The following is a 16722-nucleotide window of genomic DNA, read 5'->3' on the forward strand; positions in this document are numbered from 1 at the left end:
CGGCCGGTCACTAGCCGTCCTTGCGCTTCCATCGCGCCCCACCGCGCGGCGGCGCCGCAGGGAAGGTGTCCAGGTCGGTGCATACGGCCAGCACGTGGGCCGGCCTGGCGCTCATGGACAGGTAGACGTGGCCGATGCCGCTGGAAAAATAGGCGGATTCGAAGCGCGACAGCACGACGCTCTCGCCGTTCTCGAACTGGATGCGGACCTTGCCGCTGAGCACGATCACGAATTCCTGCCCCGGGTGCCGCACGTACTCCTCGAACTCGTCGACGCTGCGCGACTCGATGATGCCCAGCATGGGCGTCATCTTCTTGTCGGGGTAGTCACCCAGCAGCAGCCTGTAGTGGTAATTGTCGGTGACGTAGTCCAGCGAGTCGTCCAGCCGGCCCTTCACATACGTGGGGGTCGCCGCGGGCGGCTCGCCATCGCCGCGGCGGAACAGCCGGGTCATGTCGATGTCCAGCGCCCGGGCAAGCGAGGCGAATTTCTCGTAGCTCAGCGCGATCTGGCCCAGTTCGGCCTTCGACAGCGTCGAGACGGCGATGCCGGAGGCCGCGGACAGGGTCTGCAAGGTCATCTTGCGCGCCTTGCGCTCGGCGCGCAGGCGCCGTCCCATGGCCTCTTTGCCCAGAATGTCGGGTGCCGCGGAAGACGAGGAAGAAGCCATGGCAACTCGAAAAGACAGTGGACGTGCTTGAAAGGTGGCGATTGTAATCTCCACCTCTCTGAGCGCTCAGCCTGCCGACAGCGGCGCGCCCGCGCCAGTGCGCGACACGATCAGCCCGTAATGCTCGGGCCGGCGGTGCGCCGCGAAGTTGAAGATGTTGGCGCGGTAGTGATCGCAGACGGACAGATCGCAGACGAAGTTGATGACTTCGTCGTCCTCCGAGAACGTACGCACCATCACTTCCCCGGTCGGCGCCACGATGGCCGAGCCGCCGATCATGGGGCTGTCTTCCTCGATGCCGGCCTTGGCCGCCGCCGCCACCCAGCAGGCGTTCTGGTACGCGGCCGCCTGCAACGACAGCAGATGATGGTGCATGCGCAGATGGATGGGCTCGTTCCATTGCACGTAGCCCGACGGCGTGTTGTAGCCCAGCATCACCACGTCCACCCCTTGCAAGCCCATGACGCGGAACGTCTCGGGCCAGCGGCGGTCGTTGCAGATGCACATGCCGATGGCCGCGTCCTCGGTTTTCCACACCGGAAAGCCCAGGTCGCCGACCGCGAAGTACTTCTTCTCCAAATGCTGAAGCGCGGCGCCGCTGCGGCTTTGCGCATCTCCCGGGATGTGGATCTTGCGGTACTTGCCCAGGATGCGTCCGTCAGGCCCCACCAGGATGCTGGTGTTGTACTGCGTGTCGCCGTCCAGTTCGGCATAGCCCAGCGAGAAACCGATGCCGCGCTGGCGGGCGGCGTCGAACAGCGGCTGCGTTTCGGGGCCGGGCATCTCGGTCTCGAAGAAGCCGCGGATCTCCGCCGGGTCTTCGAGGTCCCAGCGGGGGAAGAAAGTGGTCAGCGCCAGCTCCGGAAAGGTCAGCCAGCGCGCGCCGCGGGCAGCGGCGTCTTCCAGCATGGCCAGCAGGCGCCGCACGGCCTGGGCGCGGCTGTCGGCGCGTTGCACGGGGCCCAACTGGGCGACGGCCAGGTGAAGTTTGCGCGTGGAACGGCTCATGCCGCGCGCCTTTCCAGCACGCGGCCGGGGCGGGCGCCGCTGTGCGCCTGGTCGATCCAGACGGGCGTGCCGTTGACGAACACCGCCTCGATGCCTTGCGCGCGCTCGGTGGGCTTCTCGAAGGTGGCGGCATCCACGATGGCCTGTGCGTCGAACACCACCAGGTCCGCATAGGCGCCCGGCTCGATGCGGCCCCGGTCGGCCAGGCCGAACTTGGCCGCCGTCAGGCCGGTCATCTTCCATACGGCGGTTTCCAGCGAGAACAGCCCGACGTCGCGCGCGTAATGGCCCAGCACGCGCGGGAAGGTGCCCCACAGGCGCGGATGCGGCCGCTCGTCATGTGGCAGGCCGTCCGACCCGATCATCGTCGAGTCGAAGGCCAGGATGCGCTGCACGTCCGCCTCGTCCATCATGAAATAGATGGCGCCGGCCGGTTGCAGCTCGTCGACCACGTCGTACTTCGCCTTGCCGCGTTCGGCGGCAATGTCGTCCAGGTCGCGCCCGGCCAGTTCCGGAAACGGCTTGCACCAGGTCAACACGGTCTTGCCGGCCAGCATCGTGCGGTCCTTCTTCAGCATGCTCGATCCGGCGATGTACGGATAGGCGTCGATGGCGATGGGCTGGCGCGCCATCGCATCCTCGATGATGGCCAGCGTCTCGCCCGAGCGGCCGAAGTTGTTCCGCCCCATGACCTTGTGGTGCGAGATGACCACCGGCACGTTCAGCTCGCGGCCGATGCGGAAGGTCTCCTGCAGCGCATCGACGATGTGGTCGCCTTCGTCGCGCATGTGCGTGGCATAGATGCCGTGGTGCGCGGTCAGCGGGCGGCATACCTCGATCAGCTCCTCGGTCGTGGCGTTGGCCGCGGGTGGATAGAACGTGCCGGTCGAGATGCCGATGGCGCCGGCCGCCATGGCCTGCTCGGCCAGCTCGCGCATCGCGTCGATCTCGTCGGCCGTGGCCGCCCGGTCCAGGGCCGGCATCACCGCCGCGCGCAGTGTCGAATGGCCCACCATGCAGGCCGCGTTCACCGCGGGCGGAGCCTGGCGCAGCGCATCCAGGTAGTGTCCGAAATCGGTGAAATGGTACGAGCCGCCTTCGTCCAGCAGATCCAGCGGCGGTGGTGGCGAGGCGTGCGCCAGCGGCGCCAGGCTGATGCCGCAGTTGCCCGTAATGACCGTGGTGACGCCTTGCGAGACCTTGGCGGTCATGTCCGGGCGCGCCAGCAGGTAGTTGTCGTCGTGCGTGTGCGAGTCGATGAAGCCCGGGGCCACGATCTTGCCGCTGACGTCGATGCGGCGGTGCGCCTGGGCGCCCGACAGGTCGCCGATGGCGGCCACGCGGTCGCCGCGCACGCCCACGTCGGCCTGGCGGCGCGGCGCCTGCGTGCCGTCGATCAGCGTGCCGCCGGTCAGGATGTAGTCAAAGGGAGTCGAGGGTGTCTCTGGCATGCCGGTTTCCTTGTCGGGTCTTGGGCGCCGGGACGGACCCGCGGCGCGGCGTGGTCGAAATCAAGCGTGGGCAAAGTGGCAGGCCACCGTATGGCCGTCGGCCAGCGGGCGGGTCTGTGGAATCTCGTCGGCGCAGCGCGGCTGCGCCATGGGACAACGGGTGCGAAAGGCGCAGCCAGAGGGCGGCGACAGCGGGCTGGGAATCTCGCCCTTGAGCAGCCGTACCGGGGTTCCCCGCTCGCCGCTGCGCGCGGACGGCACCGCCGCCAGCAACGCGCGGGTATACGGATGCGCGGGCGCCTTGAACAGTTGCCGCGCGCTCGCCTGCTCGACGATGCGGCCCAGGTACATCACCGCCACCTGATGGCTGACGTGGCGCACCACGCTCAGATCGTGCGAGATGAACACATAGGTCAGGCCCAGGTCGCGCTGCAGGTCCATCAGCAGATTGACCACCTGCGCCTGCACCGACACGTCCAGCGCGGACACGGGCTCGTCACAGACGATCAGCGACGGATTCAACGCCAGCGCGCGGGCGATCACGATGCGCTGGCGCTGGCCGCCCGAGAATTCATGCGGATACTTGGAGGACGAGTCGGGCCGCAGGCTGACGCGCTCCAGCAGTTCGGCCACGCGGCGGTCGATGTCGGCGCGCGAATGGCCGAAGTTGCGCAGCGGCTCGCCGATGATCTGGCGCACCCGCATGCGCGGATTCATCGACGAATACGGGTCCTGGAACACGAATTGCATGCGCTGGCGCGACTGGCGCAGCGTACGGGCATCCATGGCGGCCAGGTCCTGGCCGTCGAGCATGATGCGGCCGGCGGTCGGCTCGGTCAGGCGCACCAGGCACTTGCCCGTGGTGGACTTGCCGCAGCCCGATTCCCCGACCAGGCTCAGGGTTTCAGCGCGCGGCACCCGCAGCGAGATGCCGTCCACGGCGCGCAGCACCTGCGCGCCGTGACGTCCGGCAACCTTGTAGTGCTTCTTCAGATCCTGCACGTCCAGCAGGGCGGAGGAGGATTCCATGATGGCGGTCTCAGGCATGCGCGAGGGCGGGGGAGGCGTCGGCGCGGGCCCAGCACCATGACTGGTGAGTGGCGCCGGCGGCCACGGCGGGCGGGCGGTCCTGCGTGCAGCGGGGCCGGACTTCCGGACAGCGCGCGGCGAAGGCGCAGCCGCGCGATTGCGGGGTGATGACGGGCACGATGCCGGGCAGCTCGGCCAGGCGGGTTACGTGGCCGTCCGCATCGGCGAAGGCGGGCAGGGCGCGGATCAGCGCCTGCGTGTACGGATGGCGCGGCGCGTCCAGCACGTCATCCACCGAGCCTTCCTCCACCTTGCGCCCCGCGTACATCACGATCACCCGCTGGCACATCTGCGCCACCACGCCCAGGTCGTGCGTGATCAGCACGATGGCCGTGCCCAGGCGCTGCTGGATGTCGCGCAGCAGGTGCAGGATCTGCGCCTGGATGGTCACGTCCAGGGCGGTGGTGGGCTCGTCGGCGATCAGCACGCGCGGCTCGCACGCCAGCGCCATGGCGATCATCACGCGCTGGCGCATACCGCCCGACAGCTGGAACGGGTACTCGTGCAGGCGCCGCGCCGGGTCGGAGATCTGCACCAGTTCCAGCAGCGATTCGGCCTGGGCATAGGCCTGGCGGCGCGGCTTGCGCTGGTGCAGCATGATGGACTCGGCGATCTGCTTGCCCACGGTGAACACCGGGTTGAGCGAGGTCATGGGCTCCTGGAAGATCATGGACAGCCGGTTGCCCCGCAGCTTGCGCATGGCGGACTCGGGCAGCTTCGCCAGGTCCTGGCCCTCGAACTCGATGTGGCCGCCGGCGATGCGGCCGGGCTGGCGCAGCAGGCGCATGATGGACAGCGAGGTAACGCTCTTGCCGCAGCCGGACTCGCCGACCAGGCCCAGCGTTTCGCCGGGCCGCAGGTCGAAGGACAGGCCGTCGACCGCGATCACGCTGCGCTCGTCGCCGTCGAAACAGGTGCGCAGGTCGCGCACGCTCAGGATGGGGGCTTGCGTGGACGCGGTCATGGCGCGCTCCTACAGTTTGCGGGCCAGGCGCGGGTCCAGCATGTCGCGCAGCCCGTCGCCCACCAGGTTGATGGCCAGCACCGTCAGGCCCAGCAGCAGGCCCGGGTACAGGATGATGTGAAAGGCGATGGCGACGAAGTTGCGCCCTTCTGCCATGATGTTTCCCCAACTGGGGATCTGCGGCGGGATGCCCACGCCCAGGAAGCTCAGCACCGCCTCGCTCAGGATGGCCGAGGCCGCCACGAACGTCGCCTGGACCATCAGCGGCGCGAACAGGTTGGGCAGGATGTGCCGGGTCAGGATGCCGAAGGTGCGCGTGCCCACGCAGCGCGCCGCTTCCACGTAGGGCTGTTCGCGCAGCGTCATCACCAGCGCCCGCACCAGCCGCACCACGCGCGGCACCTCGGGCACCACGATGGCCAGGATCACCGTGCCCAGGCCACCCTTCAGGATGGACATCAGGGCAATGGCCAGCAAGACGCCGGGAATCGCCATCAGGCCATCCATGACGCGCATGATGGGCGCGTCCAGCCGCCGGAAATAGCCGGCCAGCAGGCCCAGCGTCGTGCCGATCACCGTCGCCACCAGCGCCACCGACAGGCCCACCGTCAAGGACACGCGGGTGCCCCAGATGGCGCGGGCATATACGTCGCGGCCCAGCGCGTCGGTGCCGAACCAGTACTCGGCCGACGGCGGCTTCATGCGCATCAACGGGTCGATCTGCAAGGGGTCGGCGCTGGCCAGCCAGGGCGCCAGCAACGCCGCCAGGGCCAGCAGCACCAGGATCAGCACGCCCAGGTGCAGCGTGGGATGGCGGCGCAAGGCGCGGCGCACGCGCACGTGCATCGGCCGGGCCGGGTGGGCGGCGGGCGTGGCCGCCTGCGCGGGCAGGGAGGTCGTCGTCATGTCTGCAGGCTCCGCAGGCGGGGGTCGAACAGGCGATAGCTCAGGTCCACCAGCAGGTTGACCAGCACGTAGATGGCCGAGGCCACCAGCAACACGCCTTGCACGACGGGATAGTCGTGGCGCAGCACGGCGTCCACGGTCAGGCGGCCCAGGCCGGGAATGGCGAACACGGTTTCCGTGACCACCACGCCGCCGATCAGCAGGGCCACCCCGACGCCGATGGTCGTCACGATGGGATTGGCGGCGTTCTTCAGGGCATGCCAGACGATGGGCAACGTGGGCAGGCCCTTGGCCCGCGCCGTGCGGATGTAGTCCTCGTTCAGCGCTTCCAGCATGGTGGCCCGCGTCATGCGCGCCAAGAGCGCCATGTACACCAGGCCCAGCGACACACAGGGCAGGATCAGGTGCCGCAGGTACAGCCCCACGCCCTCGGCCAGCGGCCGGTAGCCCTGCACGGGCAGCCAGCGCAGCTTGATGGAAAAGCCGTAGACCAGCGCATAGCCGATCAGGAACACCGGCACGGAGAACGCACAGACCGACAGCAGCATCGCGGCGCGGTCCGGCCAGCGGCCGGCATTCCACGCCGCCACCACGCCCAACGGAATGGCAGTGACCACGGCCAGCAGCATGGTGAACACCGCGATGGACACGGTGGGTCCCATGCGCTGGCCGATCAGTTGGGAGACGGGCATCTGGGTCGAGATCGACGTGCCCAGGTTGCCGGTGGCCAGGTTGCCGATCCAGACGCCGAACTGTTCCAGCAGCGGCTTGTCCAGGCCCAGGTTCTGCCGGATCCGGGCCACGTCCTCGACCGTGGCGTTGTCGCCCGCGATGACCGCGGCCGGATCGCCCGGCGCGATGTGTATGAGCATGAACACCACCACCGCCACCACGGCCATGACCGGGATGACGGCCGCGATGCGGCGCAGTATGTCTTTCATGCGTGTCTCCGCGGCCGGGTCAGGGCTTCTGCATGTTCCACATCACGGGCATGCCGGTCTTCAGCAGTTCGGTATGGGACAGGCCGCGGGTGGCCATCACCGGCTTGAACTCGCCCCACATCACATAGGGCACCGTCTCGTAGGCCCGCGCCTGGATGGCCGCCGCCAGCTCCTTGCGCCTGGCCGCGTCGCTCTCGCGCACCCATTGCGTGCGCAGCTCGTCCAGCGGCTTGTCGCAGGGCCAGCCGGGCAGGCTGTTGCCGCACGCGGCCGACAGCCAGGGATTGGTCAGCGGCGTGCTGGCGTCGTAATAGCCGCCCCAGGTCAGGAAGATGTTCCAGCCGCCTTGCGCGCTCGGTTCCTTCTTCAGCCGGCGTGCCGCCACCGAGGCCCAGTCCATGGACTGCAGATCGACATTGATACCGGCTTTCTGCAGGTTCTGCGCCAGCACCAGTACGGCCTGGCCCGTGGGGTTGTCGGTGGGGTGCAGCAGCACGATCTTCTCGCCCTTGTAGCCGGCCGCCTGGAACAACGCCTTCGCCTTGGCCAGATCCTGCTTGGCGTAGGGCGCGGCGCCCGCGTCGGTGGCCAGCGGCGAATTGCAGATGTAAAGGGTAGGGCAGTAGTCGACGCGGTACTTGTCCGAGTACCCCATCGCCGTCGTCATGGCCTTCTGGTTGATCAGGTAATAAAGCGCCTGGCGGGCGCGCGGATCATTGAAGGGCGGTTGCTGCGAGTTCACCACCGCCATGCCCTGCGACGCCACGGTGGGCGTCAGTTGCACGTCCGGGTTGCCCTCGAACATGGGCAGGAAATCCGGCGGCACCAGCTCGACCATGTCGACCTCGCCGTTGGCCAGCGCGGCGGCCGCAGTGTTGCCGTCGGGGATGTACAGCCATTCCACGCGGTCCACCTTCACCTGCTTGCCGCCGGCCAGGCCGTCGGGCGCTTCCTTGCGCGGCACGTAGTTCGGGTTCTTGACGTACACCACCTTGTTGCCCGGCACCCACTCGTCGCGCTTGAACAGGAAGGGGCCCGAGCCCACCATTTCCGTCACCGCCGTATTGGGATCCGTGTCCGCCAGCCGCTTGGGCATGATGAACAGCGGCAGGCCCGAGGGTTTGGACAGGGCTTCCAGCATGGGGCCGAAGGGCTCGGACAACGTCAGCGAGAAGCTGCGCTCGTCCTCGACCTTGAGCTTGGCGCCGGCGCGCATGAGGGCCTGACCCATCGTGTCCTTCTTGCCCCAGCGCTCGATCGAGGCCACGCAGTCGGCCGCCGTCACCGGCGCGCCATCGCTGAACTTCAGGCCGTCGCGCAGCGTGAACTTCCAGTTCAGTCCATCGTCCGAGCGTGTATAGGCATCCACCATCTGCGGCTGCGGCACGCCCTTGCTGTTCTGCGAGAACAGCGAGTCGAATACCATGTAGCCGTGATTGCGCGTGATGTATGCCGTGTTGAACAGCGGATCCAGCGTCTTCAGGTCGGCGTGCGGCACCATCTTGATGGTGACTGCCTGCGCCGCGCCGCCGGCCATGGCCAGGCCGAACGCCAACCCGAGGGCGGCGCCATGCTTGCTGAGTGTGGACAGCATCGTGATTCCCCTTGTCATGTGATGCCGCGGCCGTGCAGCCGCGGCTTGCCGCGTGTGCTTCAAGAGGCCAGCGGCCAGATGTCGCGCCGCGCCTTGGTGTAGTTCAACGAGCGCAGGTCCGTAGTGAGGGCGCCCGGCGTGTCGACGTAGACCACGTGCTTGCCCACCTTGGAGAACGACGCATAGAAATGCTGCGAACTCTTGACCACGATCAGCTTCATCGCCGCCAGGTCGACCCCGAACTGCGTGAAGAGGTCCGTGCCCATGGCCTGGTTGCGCACGCTGGTCAGCACCAGCACCACGCCGTTGGTGCGCACCACGGCCGTGTCGCCCAGTTGCGAAGGCGTGTTGGCCAGACCCGTCATCTCCGCGCCCCGCTTGAGCGCCAGCACCTCGCATTCGATATCCACCGGTTGCCCGGACACTGGCGCCACCTTGCCGCCCACGCGCAGCCGCATGCGGGCGCCGACGCCGGCCTCGAAGCACAGCGCGGCCGACACGGGATCCCAGAACGGTCCCATGGCCACGCCGCTCAGGCCGCGAGCCAGCACCCGTTGCAGGATGAACGTCGAATCGCTGGGCGCTCCGCCGCCGGCGTTGTCGGCCGAGTCGGCCAGCACGACGGGAAACCGGTCACTGGCCAATGCCTGGTCCAGCGCGTCATCGGGGTTGGGATAGGGCGGCGACAGCTGATCGCGAAACCCGATGATTTCCTCGCCCAGCCGCTTGGCCAACTGCTGGGCCTGCTCCAGGTTGCCGTCGGTGTAGACCAGCACCCGGCTGCCCATGTCCGGCACGTCGCCCCACGGGAAACCATGTGCGATCGAGATCGACAGCACGCCGTCCTGGCCTTCCATGGCCAGCAGGCGGTCGACGAAACTGCGCATCGGCTCGCGGCTGGTGTGCATGAACGAGATCATCCTGCAGTCGTACACCGCATGCACGGGCTGGAGGCGGCCCTCGGCCTTGGCCACGCACAGATCGACCAGGTCGTAGGCGCGTTCCAGGATGTCCGTATGCGGGTACTCCTTGAAACAGACCACGAAATCGGCCGTCTCCGTCTTGGCTTTCGTCAGGTGGCAATGCGGGTCCAGCTCCACGCCGATCACCGTGTCCGGCCCGGCGATAGCCCGCACGCGGGTGATGATGTCGCCCTCGCAGTCGTCATAGCCGTCCGCCACCATGGCGCCGTGCAGCCCCAGCAGCGCGATGTCGACGGGCAGCGCGGCCTTCAGGTCTTCCAGGATCTGGTCGCGCAGCGTTTCGTAGGCATGGCGCGTAGTCGTGCCCGCGGGCGTGGCGCCGGCGGTCAGCCCCTCGAACAGCGTCCAGTCCTTGCCTTGCGCGCGTTGGCGCGCGGCCCACAGCGGGCCGGAGAACAGCTGCATGCGGTCGGGATGGGTGCCGGCGGGATAGAAGCCGCGGTCCTTGTAGGCATTCAGGCCGGTCGGGATGGGCGAGAAGGTATTGGTTTCGGTCGCCAGCGAGGCCGAGAAGATGCGCAGGCTCATCTGGCGTCCCCGATGAACGCCTGGACCTCGATCTCCACGTCCACGCCCATGGCCAGCGCGGCCTGTACCGTGGATCGCGTGGGGAAGGTGTCGCCGAAGCGCTCGCGGTAGACGGCGTTGAAGTCGTTGAAGGTGGCCAGGTCGCTCAGCCATACCGTGGCGCGCACCACGTCTTTCAGGGCACAGCCGGCCAGGGCCAGCGTTTCCTCGATGCGGTCGAACACGGCGTGGGTCTGTGCCCCGATGTCGCCGCGCACGACCTGGCCGGAGGCGTCCATCGGCACCTGTCCCGACAGGAACAGGAACCCGCCGGCCTGGGTGGCGCGGGAAAAGGGCAGAGGCAGGGAGCTGGGGTAGCGTTTGATCATGGGCAGGCTCGATATGGTGGGATGAGGTCGGCCGCGCGGGCCAGGAGGGCTGGGCTGGCGAGGTTGGCAACAGGCACCGCCGCCGGGTCTGAGACCCGGCCTTGCAAGGCATCGGACGAGCGGCGCCGAGGAAGAGGGCACGAAAGGAGACCCGGATGCCGTCGTGGCGATGAGGCCGTGGTGCGTAGGGCCGCGACGAAGCCATCGCGGAACTGCGAGTCGTCCAGCATGCTTTTTCGTCGGCACGGCTGGATGCCGTGCTCCCCTTGTTTGATTTGTCGAATATGAGAATTCTCAAATACGATAAAGATCAATGGAGAGATGGGTAATAGGGGCAAACACCCATAAGCCGGCTTATGTTCGCGCCGGCATGCGTGGCCGTTGCGCGGTCATCCTGGCTGCGGAAGCGGTGGGCCGCACTGGAGGCGGCGCTTGCGGACCAAGACGCCTGTCGCGTTGTCCAAGGGGCCGACGGTGGTGCGCGTTGGAGAGTGAGGGACAAGCCCGGCGAAGCACGTGGCCGGGGTAAATCTCACTTTACATAATATACATTATGCGCAATTCAGAACCATCATCCCAGCCGCCATCCCAGCCCTTTATCCGACGGCTTGCCTGGCCGCGTGTAATCTTGCACCCAAGCCGCCAACGCGCGCCCTTTGGCGGCCTTCAGATTTTTTCGCACCACCGTCATCGTCTAAGGCAAGACTGCCCTGAGCATGGAATGTTTGTTCTGAAATACATCCGCTACTTCCTCTTCGCCTTCGGCCTTTCTTCGGCGGCCTCGGCCTGGAGCCATCCGCATGCCTGGATCGATGTGCGCAGCACGGTGCTCACCTCGGACACCGGGCTCGTTGCAGCCATCAAGGAAGAATGGCTTTTCGATGAACTCTACACTTCATACGTCGTCGAAGAGACCACCGAGAATACAAAGGAAGCGGCAGATTCGGCTGCTCGATTTGCCGGCAAGGCGGTAGAGAATCTCAAGCCCTTCGGCTATTTCATGAAGATCCGTTCCGATGGCAGACAAATCCCGATTGGAGCGATCGGGCATTAACGGCCCCCGGCAACTTCGGCAGCATGCTCGTGTTGGCAGGCGACTCGATCTACATGGCTCATATTCATTCCATCATTTCTTGGAATGTTGGATCGATAGCCTTTCGCCGTCAAGATATCCCCTGGGCCGGTTCTTCCACTCCTGTGCCCCCCATCGGCGCGAATTCTTCCCTGGCCGCCAGCAGAGGCTGTACACCGTGCGCCGGACAGTCCCACACGGGCGCGGATTGGAGTATTACGTCCACTGACCTGTCACGGCGGCATGGTCCGTGCTTCGATGCCGTTTTCGATTCGGTCCCGCAAAGCGAGCAACCGTGGGGCCAGCCCAGCCGCCAGTCGCGCCCGCTGCGCGGGCGTATCCCCGGACGGCTGACTGAAATTCAAGGCCAGCGGCCGGCCCGCGATGACCAAGGGCGCCGCCAACGCGATCACGTTCGGCTGCCAGGAGGTCCAGCAGTAGCCGGAATGCCCCAGCTCCGCCAGGGCCTCGCCGATGCCCGCGCTGATGGATCGCCATGCCGCCGCCGAATGGGCCCGCTTCAGTCGGACTAGCAGTTCCTGGCGCTCGGACGCATCCAGCCGGCCCAGGTAGGCGCGCCCCAACGACGTCAATTCGATGGGAACCCGCTGGCCGGCCACCACCGTGCGCAGCGACACTTTCCGGTGATAGCGGATCGACTCCAGGTAGATCATGTCCGCGCGGTCCGGACTGGCCAGGCCGACGTTGACCTTCAGCCGCGCCGACACCTCGTGCATCAACGGCACCGCCACGCGCAACACGGGCGACGAGGCGCGCATGGCATGGCCCAGGCTCAGCACGGGAACGGCCAATCGGTAGGCGCGCGCCGCACGGTCATGTTCAAGGAACCCCGCCGTCACCAGGGTTTGCGTCAGGCGGCTGATCGTGGCGCGGGACAACCCCGTACGTTCCGCCAGTTCGCCATTGCCCAGCAGGTCCGTGCCGGGACGGAAGGCCCGCAGCACCTCCAGCCCTCTTTCCAGGGACCGGTTCTGGCCGGGGCCGCCGAAGCGGCCCTGCCCGCCAAGGGAAAGATCCTGCGCCATTTGCAATTCCACCAGATGGAAATGAGGGGATGTGGCCGCCCACTTTAGCGCGTAGTGTTCGCGGTAAGCCAGTGCAACGGCACACCAGCCACTGGCGGCCATACCGGAGGAGACATGGCGCACTACGAACTCATCGAACTGCAGGTCCATGCGGGCATCGCCACGCTGACCCTCAACCGCCCCGACAAGCGCAATGCCTTCACCGACGGCATGCGCGCCGACTTCATCCACGCGCTGGAACACATGGCGCGCGACAAGGACGTCCGCGCGCTGGTGCTGACCGGCGCGGGCAAAGGATTCTGCGCGGGCGGCGACGTCGCGGGCATGCAGCAGCGCATGGAAGCGCCCGCGGGCGACGTGGCATTCAATGGATGGTCACGGCAGCAGGTCGTGCACCATGCCGTGGGGCTGCTCTATCACATGCCCAAGCCCACCATCGCGGCCGTCAACGGCGCCGCCACCGGACTGGGGGCCGACACGGCGCTGGCCTGCGACTTCGTGCTGGCCTCCGAATCCGCGTCGTTCGCCTGGAGCTACATCGACCGGGGCCTGATCCCGGACGGCGGCGGCATGTACTTCCTGCCTCGCCGCGTCGGCCTGCCGCATGCAAAGGATCTGATCTTCAGCGGCCGCAAGGTGGATGCCCGCCAGGCGCTGGCGCTGGGCATCGCCGACAGGCTGGCCGCCCCCGACGCCCTGCTGGCCGACGCGCGGGAATGGGCCGCATCGCTTGCACGCGGCTCGCGCACGGCGCTCGCGCTGGGCAAGTCGATCCTGAACCAGACCTTCGAGCTGACCGCCGACCAGGTCTTCGCCATGGGCAGCCAGGCCCAGGGCGTCTGCTACACCAGCCACGAGCATCGGCAGTCGGTCCAGGCGTTCCTGCAGCGCATGGCGCAGGCCAGGGAGGCCCGCCAATGAGCCTTTGGGACCGCCTCATGACGCCTCGCTCCGTGGCCATCATCGGCGCCTCGGCAGATGCGTCCAAGACCTCGGGCCGGCCCGTCGGCTATCTGCTCAAGCATGGCTACCAAGGGAAGATCTTCCCCGTCAATCCGCGAGCCAGCGAGATCGAGGGGCTGGCATGCCATCCGGACATCGCCTCGCTGCCGCAGGCTCCGGACGTCGCGCTGGTGCTGCTGGGAGCACAACGGGCCGTGGACGCCGTGCGGGAGCTGGCCGCGCGGGGCACGCCGGCCGCCATCGTGCTGGCCAGCGGGTTCGCCGAAACCGGCGAGGAAGGCGCGCGCCGGCAGCAGGCGTTGTGCCAGGCGGCCGGTTCCATGCGGCTGCTGGGCCCGAACACGATCGGGCTGGTCAACCTGACCGACGGCATCACCCTCAGCGCCAGCGGCGCCCTGGAGCTGGGGCAATTGCAGCGGGGCGAGGTCGGCCTGGTGTCGCAGAGCGGCGGCATTCTGGGCGCCCTGCTCTCCCGCGCCAGTGCGCGCGGCATCGGTTTCTCCAAGTTGATATCGACCAGCAACGAGGCCGACCTGGAACTATCGGATTTCATCGACATGCTGGCCGACGATCCCGGCACGCGCGTCATCGCGCTGTATGTCGAAACCGTGCGCCGTCCCGAAGCCTTCGTCCGGGCCTGCCGGAAGGCGGCGGCCGCCGGCAAGCCCGTCGTGGCCTTCAAGATCGGACGTTCGGAATCCGGCGCCCGCGCCGCGGCCTCGCACACCGGCGCGCTGGCGGGCGCGGATCGCATGTATGACGCCCTGTTCTCGCAGGCCGGCGTGCTCCGGGCGCAGACCTTCGCGGACCTGCTGAATGTGCCGGCGGCCTTGGCGGCGGGACGGACATTGCAGGGCAATCGCGTGGCGGTGCTCACCTCCACCGGCGGCGCCGGCACGCTGGTCGCCGACAGCCTGGGAATGGCGGGTTTCGATCTGCCCGCGCCCGATGCGGCCACCGCGGCCGGATTGCGCGCGCTGCAGGAAGGCGACCATGCCGTGCTGGACCGCAATCCTATCGACGTCACGCTGGCCGGGCTGCAGCCCGCCCTGCTGCGCCGGATCATTCGCGTGCTGCTGGACAGCCCCGCGTACGACGCGCTGGCGGTGGTCGTGGGTTCTTCGGGCGTGGCGCAACCGGAACTGATGGCGGATGCCTTGCGGGACTCCATGGGCCACGATGGTAAACCCGTGATGGCCTACGTCAGCCCCCATGCGCCGGCCGCGGCGGCCGTAATGGGCCGCTATGGCATTCCCGCCTTCCACGAACCCGAGGGGGTGGCCGCTGCCCTGGGCGCGCAATGGCGCTACGCGCAGTTGTCCGCCAGACCGACCATGGAGGCTGCGGCGCGGCGGCCCCCCCAGGCCCCGAACGACCTGCCCGCCGGACCGATGGACGAAGCGCGGGCCAAGGCCCTGTTCCGCCACTTCGGCATCCCCTCGGTTCGCGAACGGGTCGTTCACGACGCGGCACAGGCCGAACAGGCCGCGCGCGAACTCGGGCCTGCCGTTGCGCTCAAGCTGCTGTCCGCGCGAATCCTCCATAAATCGGAGGTAGGCGGCGTGGCGCTGGGACTGGACGCGACGTCGATCGGATCACGCCTGGCACGGATGGCGCGCGAGGTCCGGGCCCACACCGGCCAGGCGCCCGATGCCTTCCTGGTCCAGGAGATGACGTCAGGCGTGGCCGAACTGATCCTGGGGGTACGCCAGGACGCCCTGGGCACCGCCCTGCTGATCGGCATGGGCGGCGTGATGGCCGAACTGTTCCGGGACACGGCGCTGCTGATGCTGCCGGCGGATGGCGGTTCGCTGCGGCCCGATCAGGTGCTGGACGCGTTGCGCGGCCTGACGTCCTGGCCATTGCTGGAGGGCTACCGTGGCCGTCCCAAGGCCGACGTGGCTGCCGTCATCGACGCCGTGCTGGCGTTCGGCGAGATGGCCCGGTCGCTGGGCAACCGCCTGGTCGAGGCCGAGATCAACCCCTTGTTCGTCCGCGCGGAGGGCCAGGGCGCGATCGCCGCGGACGGGGTGGCCATTCTTTCCTAGTGCCCGGACGGGCGCATGAACGCGCCCGCCATTTTTCACGACAAGTGCCGCACGAGCCGGCACGCTTTCTGGAGACAGGCAATGAACCGACGCTTATCGCGGGGGTGGCTGCTGGCCGCCGCCTTGACCGCCCTGCTGCCCCTGCACGCCGCACGGGCCGAATTTCCCGACAGGCCATTGCGCATCGTCGTGCCTTTCACGCCCGGCGGCGGCACCGACATCATCGCGCGCCAGTTGGCCAAGGACCTGGGGCAGAATCTCGGCCAGGCGGTGGTGGTCGAGAACCGGCCCGGCGGCAGCACCATCATCGGCAGCGACAATGTGGCGCGCAGCGCGCCGGACGGCTACACCCTGCTGATGGCGACGTTCGCCCATGCCGTCAACCCCGCCATCCAGCAGAAGCTGCCCTACGACACCGACAAGGCCTTCGCGCCGGTCGCCATGATCGGCAAGTCGCCGAACGTGCTGGTGGTCGCGGCGAACTCGAAGTTCAAGACCGTGCAGGAGCTGCTGGCCGCCGCCCGCGCGCAGCCCGGCAAGCTGACCTTCGGTTCGTATGGCAACGGCACCTCCGCGCACCTGGCGGGCGAGATGTTCAAGAACCTGGGCAAGGTCGACATCCTGCACGTGCCCTACAAGGGCGCGGGACCCGCGATCAACGACCTGATGGGCGGCCAGATCGACATGATCTTCTCCACCTCGGCCAGCGTAAGCGCCCAGGTCAAGAGCGGCCAGTTGCGCGCCCTGGCGGTCACTTCGCCGAAACGCTCCCCGACCTATCCCGAGGTACCCACCGTGGCTGAAGCCGGACTGCCGGACTACTTCGTGGACAGCTGGTACGCCGTGTTCGTGCCGGCCGGCACGCCGGCATCCGTGATCGACCGGCTCAACGAGGGAATCCGCGGCGCCGTCGGCAAGGAGGATTTCCGCCATGCGGTCGAACAGGAGGGACTGGTCCCGGAGGTCGGCCGCCCCGAGGACCTGGGCAAGTATGTCACCTCGGAGGAAGACCGCTGGCGGCGCATCGTGGAGCGGGCGGGACTGAAGCAGAAGCCATAGGCCAGCAACGCACCGGAGGTGTTCGACGAGGT

The 16722-nt window shown here is 67.8% G+C and carries 15 protein-coding genes; 4 read left to right on the top strand and 11 right to left on the bottom strand.

Annotated elements, in window-relative coordinates:
- Nucleotides 1–10: 10 nt before the first annotated feature.
- From A6745_RS16275 to A6745_RS16320, 10 genes are all read right to left on the bottom strand, one after another.
- Nucleotides 11–670, bottom strand: a complete 660-nt coding sequence (locus tag A6745_RS16275) for a helix-turn-helix domain-containing protein (RefSeq protein ID WP_066129260.1) — start codon at nucleotides 668–670, stop codon at nucleotides 11–13.
- Between the two features lie 66 nt (nucleotides 671–736).
- Nucleotides 737–1678, bottom strand: coding sequence for an N-carbamoyl-D-amino-acid hydrolase (locus A6745_RS16280; RefSeq protein ID WP_066129263.1), 942 nt, complete (start codon nucleotides 1676–1678; stop codon nucleotides 737–739).
- The gene (locus A6745_RS16285) at nucleotides 1675–3129 is read right to left on the bottom strand and encodes an N-acyl-D-amino-acid deacylase family protein (RefSeq protein ID WP_066129266.1); all 1455 of its coding nucleotides are present in this window, start codon (nucleotides 3127–3129) and stop codon (nucleotides 1675–1677) included. Before A6745_RS16285 ends, A6745_RS16280 begins: the two co-directional genes overlap by 4 nt.
- Before the next feature lie 60 nt (nucleotides 3130–3189).
- Nucleotides 3190–4158 carry an ABC transporter ATP-binding protein gene (locus tag A6745_RS16290; protein WP_066129269.1) on the bottom strand — a complete coding sequence of 323 codons (969 nt, stop codon included), beginning with the start codon at nucleotides 4156–4158 and terminating at the stop codon, nucleotides 3190–3192.
- 10 nt (nucleotides 4159–4168) lie between these two features.
- Nucleotides 4169–5182 carry an ABC transporter ATP-binding protein gene (locus A6745_RS16295; RefSeq protein ID WP_066129272.1) on the bottom strand — a complete coding sequence of 338 codons (1014 nt, stop codon included), beginning with the start codon at nucleotides 5180–5182 and terminating at the stop codon, nucleotides 4169–4171.
- A 9-nt stretch (nucleotides 5183–5191) separates the two neighbouring features.
- The gene (locus A6745_RS16300; protein WP_066129275.1) at nucleotides 5192–6088 is read right to left on the bottom strand and encodes an ABC transporter permease; all 897 of its coding nucleotides are present in this window, start codon (nucleotides 6086–6088) and stop codon (nucleotides 5192–5194) included.
- Nucleotides 6085–7029, bottom strand: a complete 945-nt coding sequence (locus A6745_RS16305; RefSeq protein ID WP_066129278.1) for an ABC transporter permease — start codon at nucleotides 7027–7029, stop codon at nucleotides 6085–6087. The genes A6745_RS16300 and A6745_RS16305 overlap by 4 nt, the downstream gene beginning before the upstream one ends.
- 19 nt (nucleotides 7030–7048) lie before the next feature.
- On the bottom strand, nucleotides 7049–8623 hold the full coding sequence (locus tag A6745_RS16310; RefSeq protein ID WP_066129281.1) for an ABC transporter substrate-binding protein: 1575 nt from the start codon (nucleotides 8621–8623) through the stop codon (nucleotides 7049–7051).
- 59 nt (nucleotides 8624–8682) lie between these two features.
- Nucleotides 8683–10128 carry a M81 family metallopeptidase gene (locus A6745_RS16315; RefSeq protein WP_066131302.1) on the bottom strand — a complete coding sequence of 482 codons (1446 nt, stop codon included), beginning with the start codon at nucleotides 10126–10128 and terminating at the stop codon, nucleotides 8683–8685.
- A 2-nt stretch (nucleotides 10129–10130) separates the two neighbouring features.
- Entirely contained in the window at nucleotides 10131–10502 is a 372-nt protein-coding gene (locus A6745_RS16320) for a RidA family protein (RefSeq protein WP_066129283.1), read from the bottom strand.
- Nucleotides 10503–11223: 721 nt separating this feature from the next.
- Here A6745_RS16320 and A6745_RS16325 point away from each other — a divergent pair.
- Nucleotides 11224–11556, top strand: coding sequence for a DUF1007 family protein (locus tag A6745_RS16325; RefSeq protein ID WP_066129286.1), 333 nt, complete (start codon nucleotides 11224–11226; stop codon nucleotides 11554–11556).
- 251 nt (nucleotides 11557–11807) lie between these two features.
- Here A6745_RS16325 and A6745_RS16330 read toward each other — a convergent pair whose 3' ends face one another.
- A complete protein-coding gene (locus tag A6745_RS16330; protein WP_407922736.1) occupies nucleotides 11808–12770 on the bottom strand; it encodes an IclR family transcriptional regulator in 963 nt (320 codons plus the stop codon).
- On the opposite strand from A6745_RS16330, the gene A6745_RS16335 reads away from it, so the two are divergent.
- The 3 genes from A6745_RS16335 (at nucleotide 12735) to A6745_RS16345 (ending at nucleotide 16690) form a co-directional block, all read left to right on the top strand.
- Entirely contained in the window at nucleotides 12735–13541 is an 807-nt protein-coding gene (locus tag A6745_RS16335) for an enoyl-CoA hydratase/isomerase family protein (RefSeq protein WP_066129292.1), read from the top strand. The two genes, A6745_RS16330 and A6745_RS16335, sit on opposite strands and share 36 nt — an antisense overlap.
- A complete protein-coding gene (locus tag A6745_RS16340) occupies nucleotides 13538–15631 on the top strand; it encodes an acetate--CoA ligase family protein (protein ID WP_066129294.1) in 2094 nt (697 codons plus the stop codon). Before A6745_RS16335 ends, A6745_RS16340 begins: the two co-directional genes overlap by 4 nt.
- Nucleotides 15632–15712: 81 nt before the next feature.
- The gene (locus tag A6745_RS16345) at nucleotides 15713–16690 is read left to right on the top strand and encodes a tripartite tricarboxylate transporter substrate binding protein (protein ID WP_066129296.1); all 978 of its coding nucleotides are present in this window, start codon (nucleotides 15713–15715) and stop codon (nucleotides 16688–16690) included.
- Nucleotides 16691–16722: the final 32 nt, after the last annotated feature.

This window comes from Bordetella ansorpii (genome assembly GCF_900078705.1).
Lineage (GTDB): Bacteria > Pseudomonadota > Gammaproteobacteria > Burkholderiales > Burkholderiaceae_B > Bordetella > Bordetella ansorpii_A.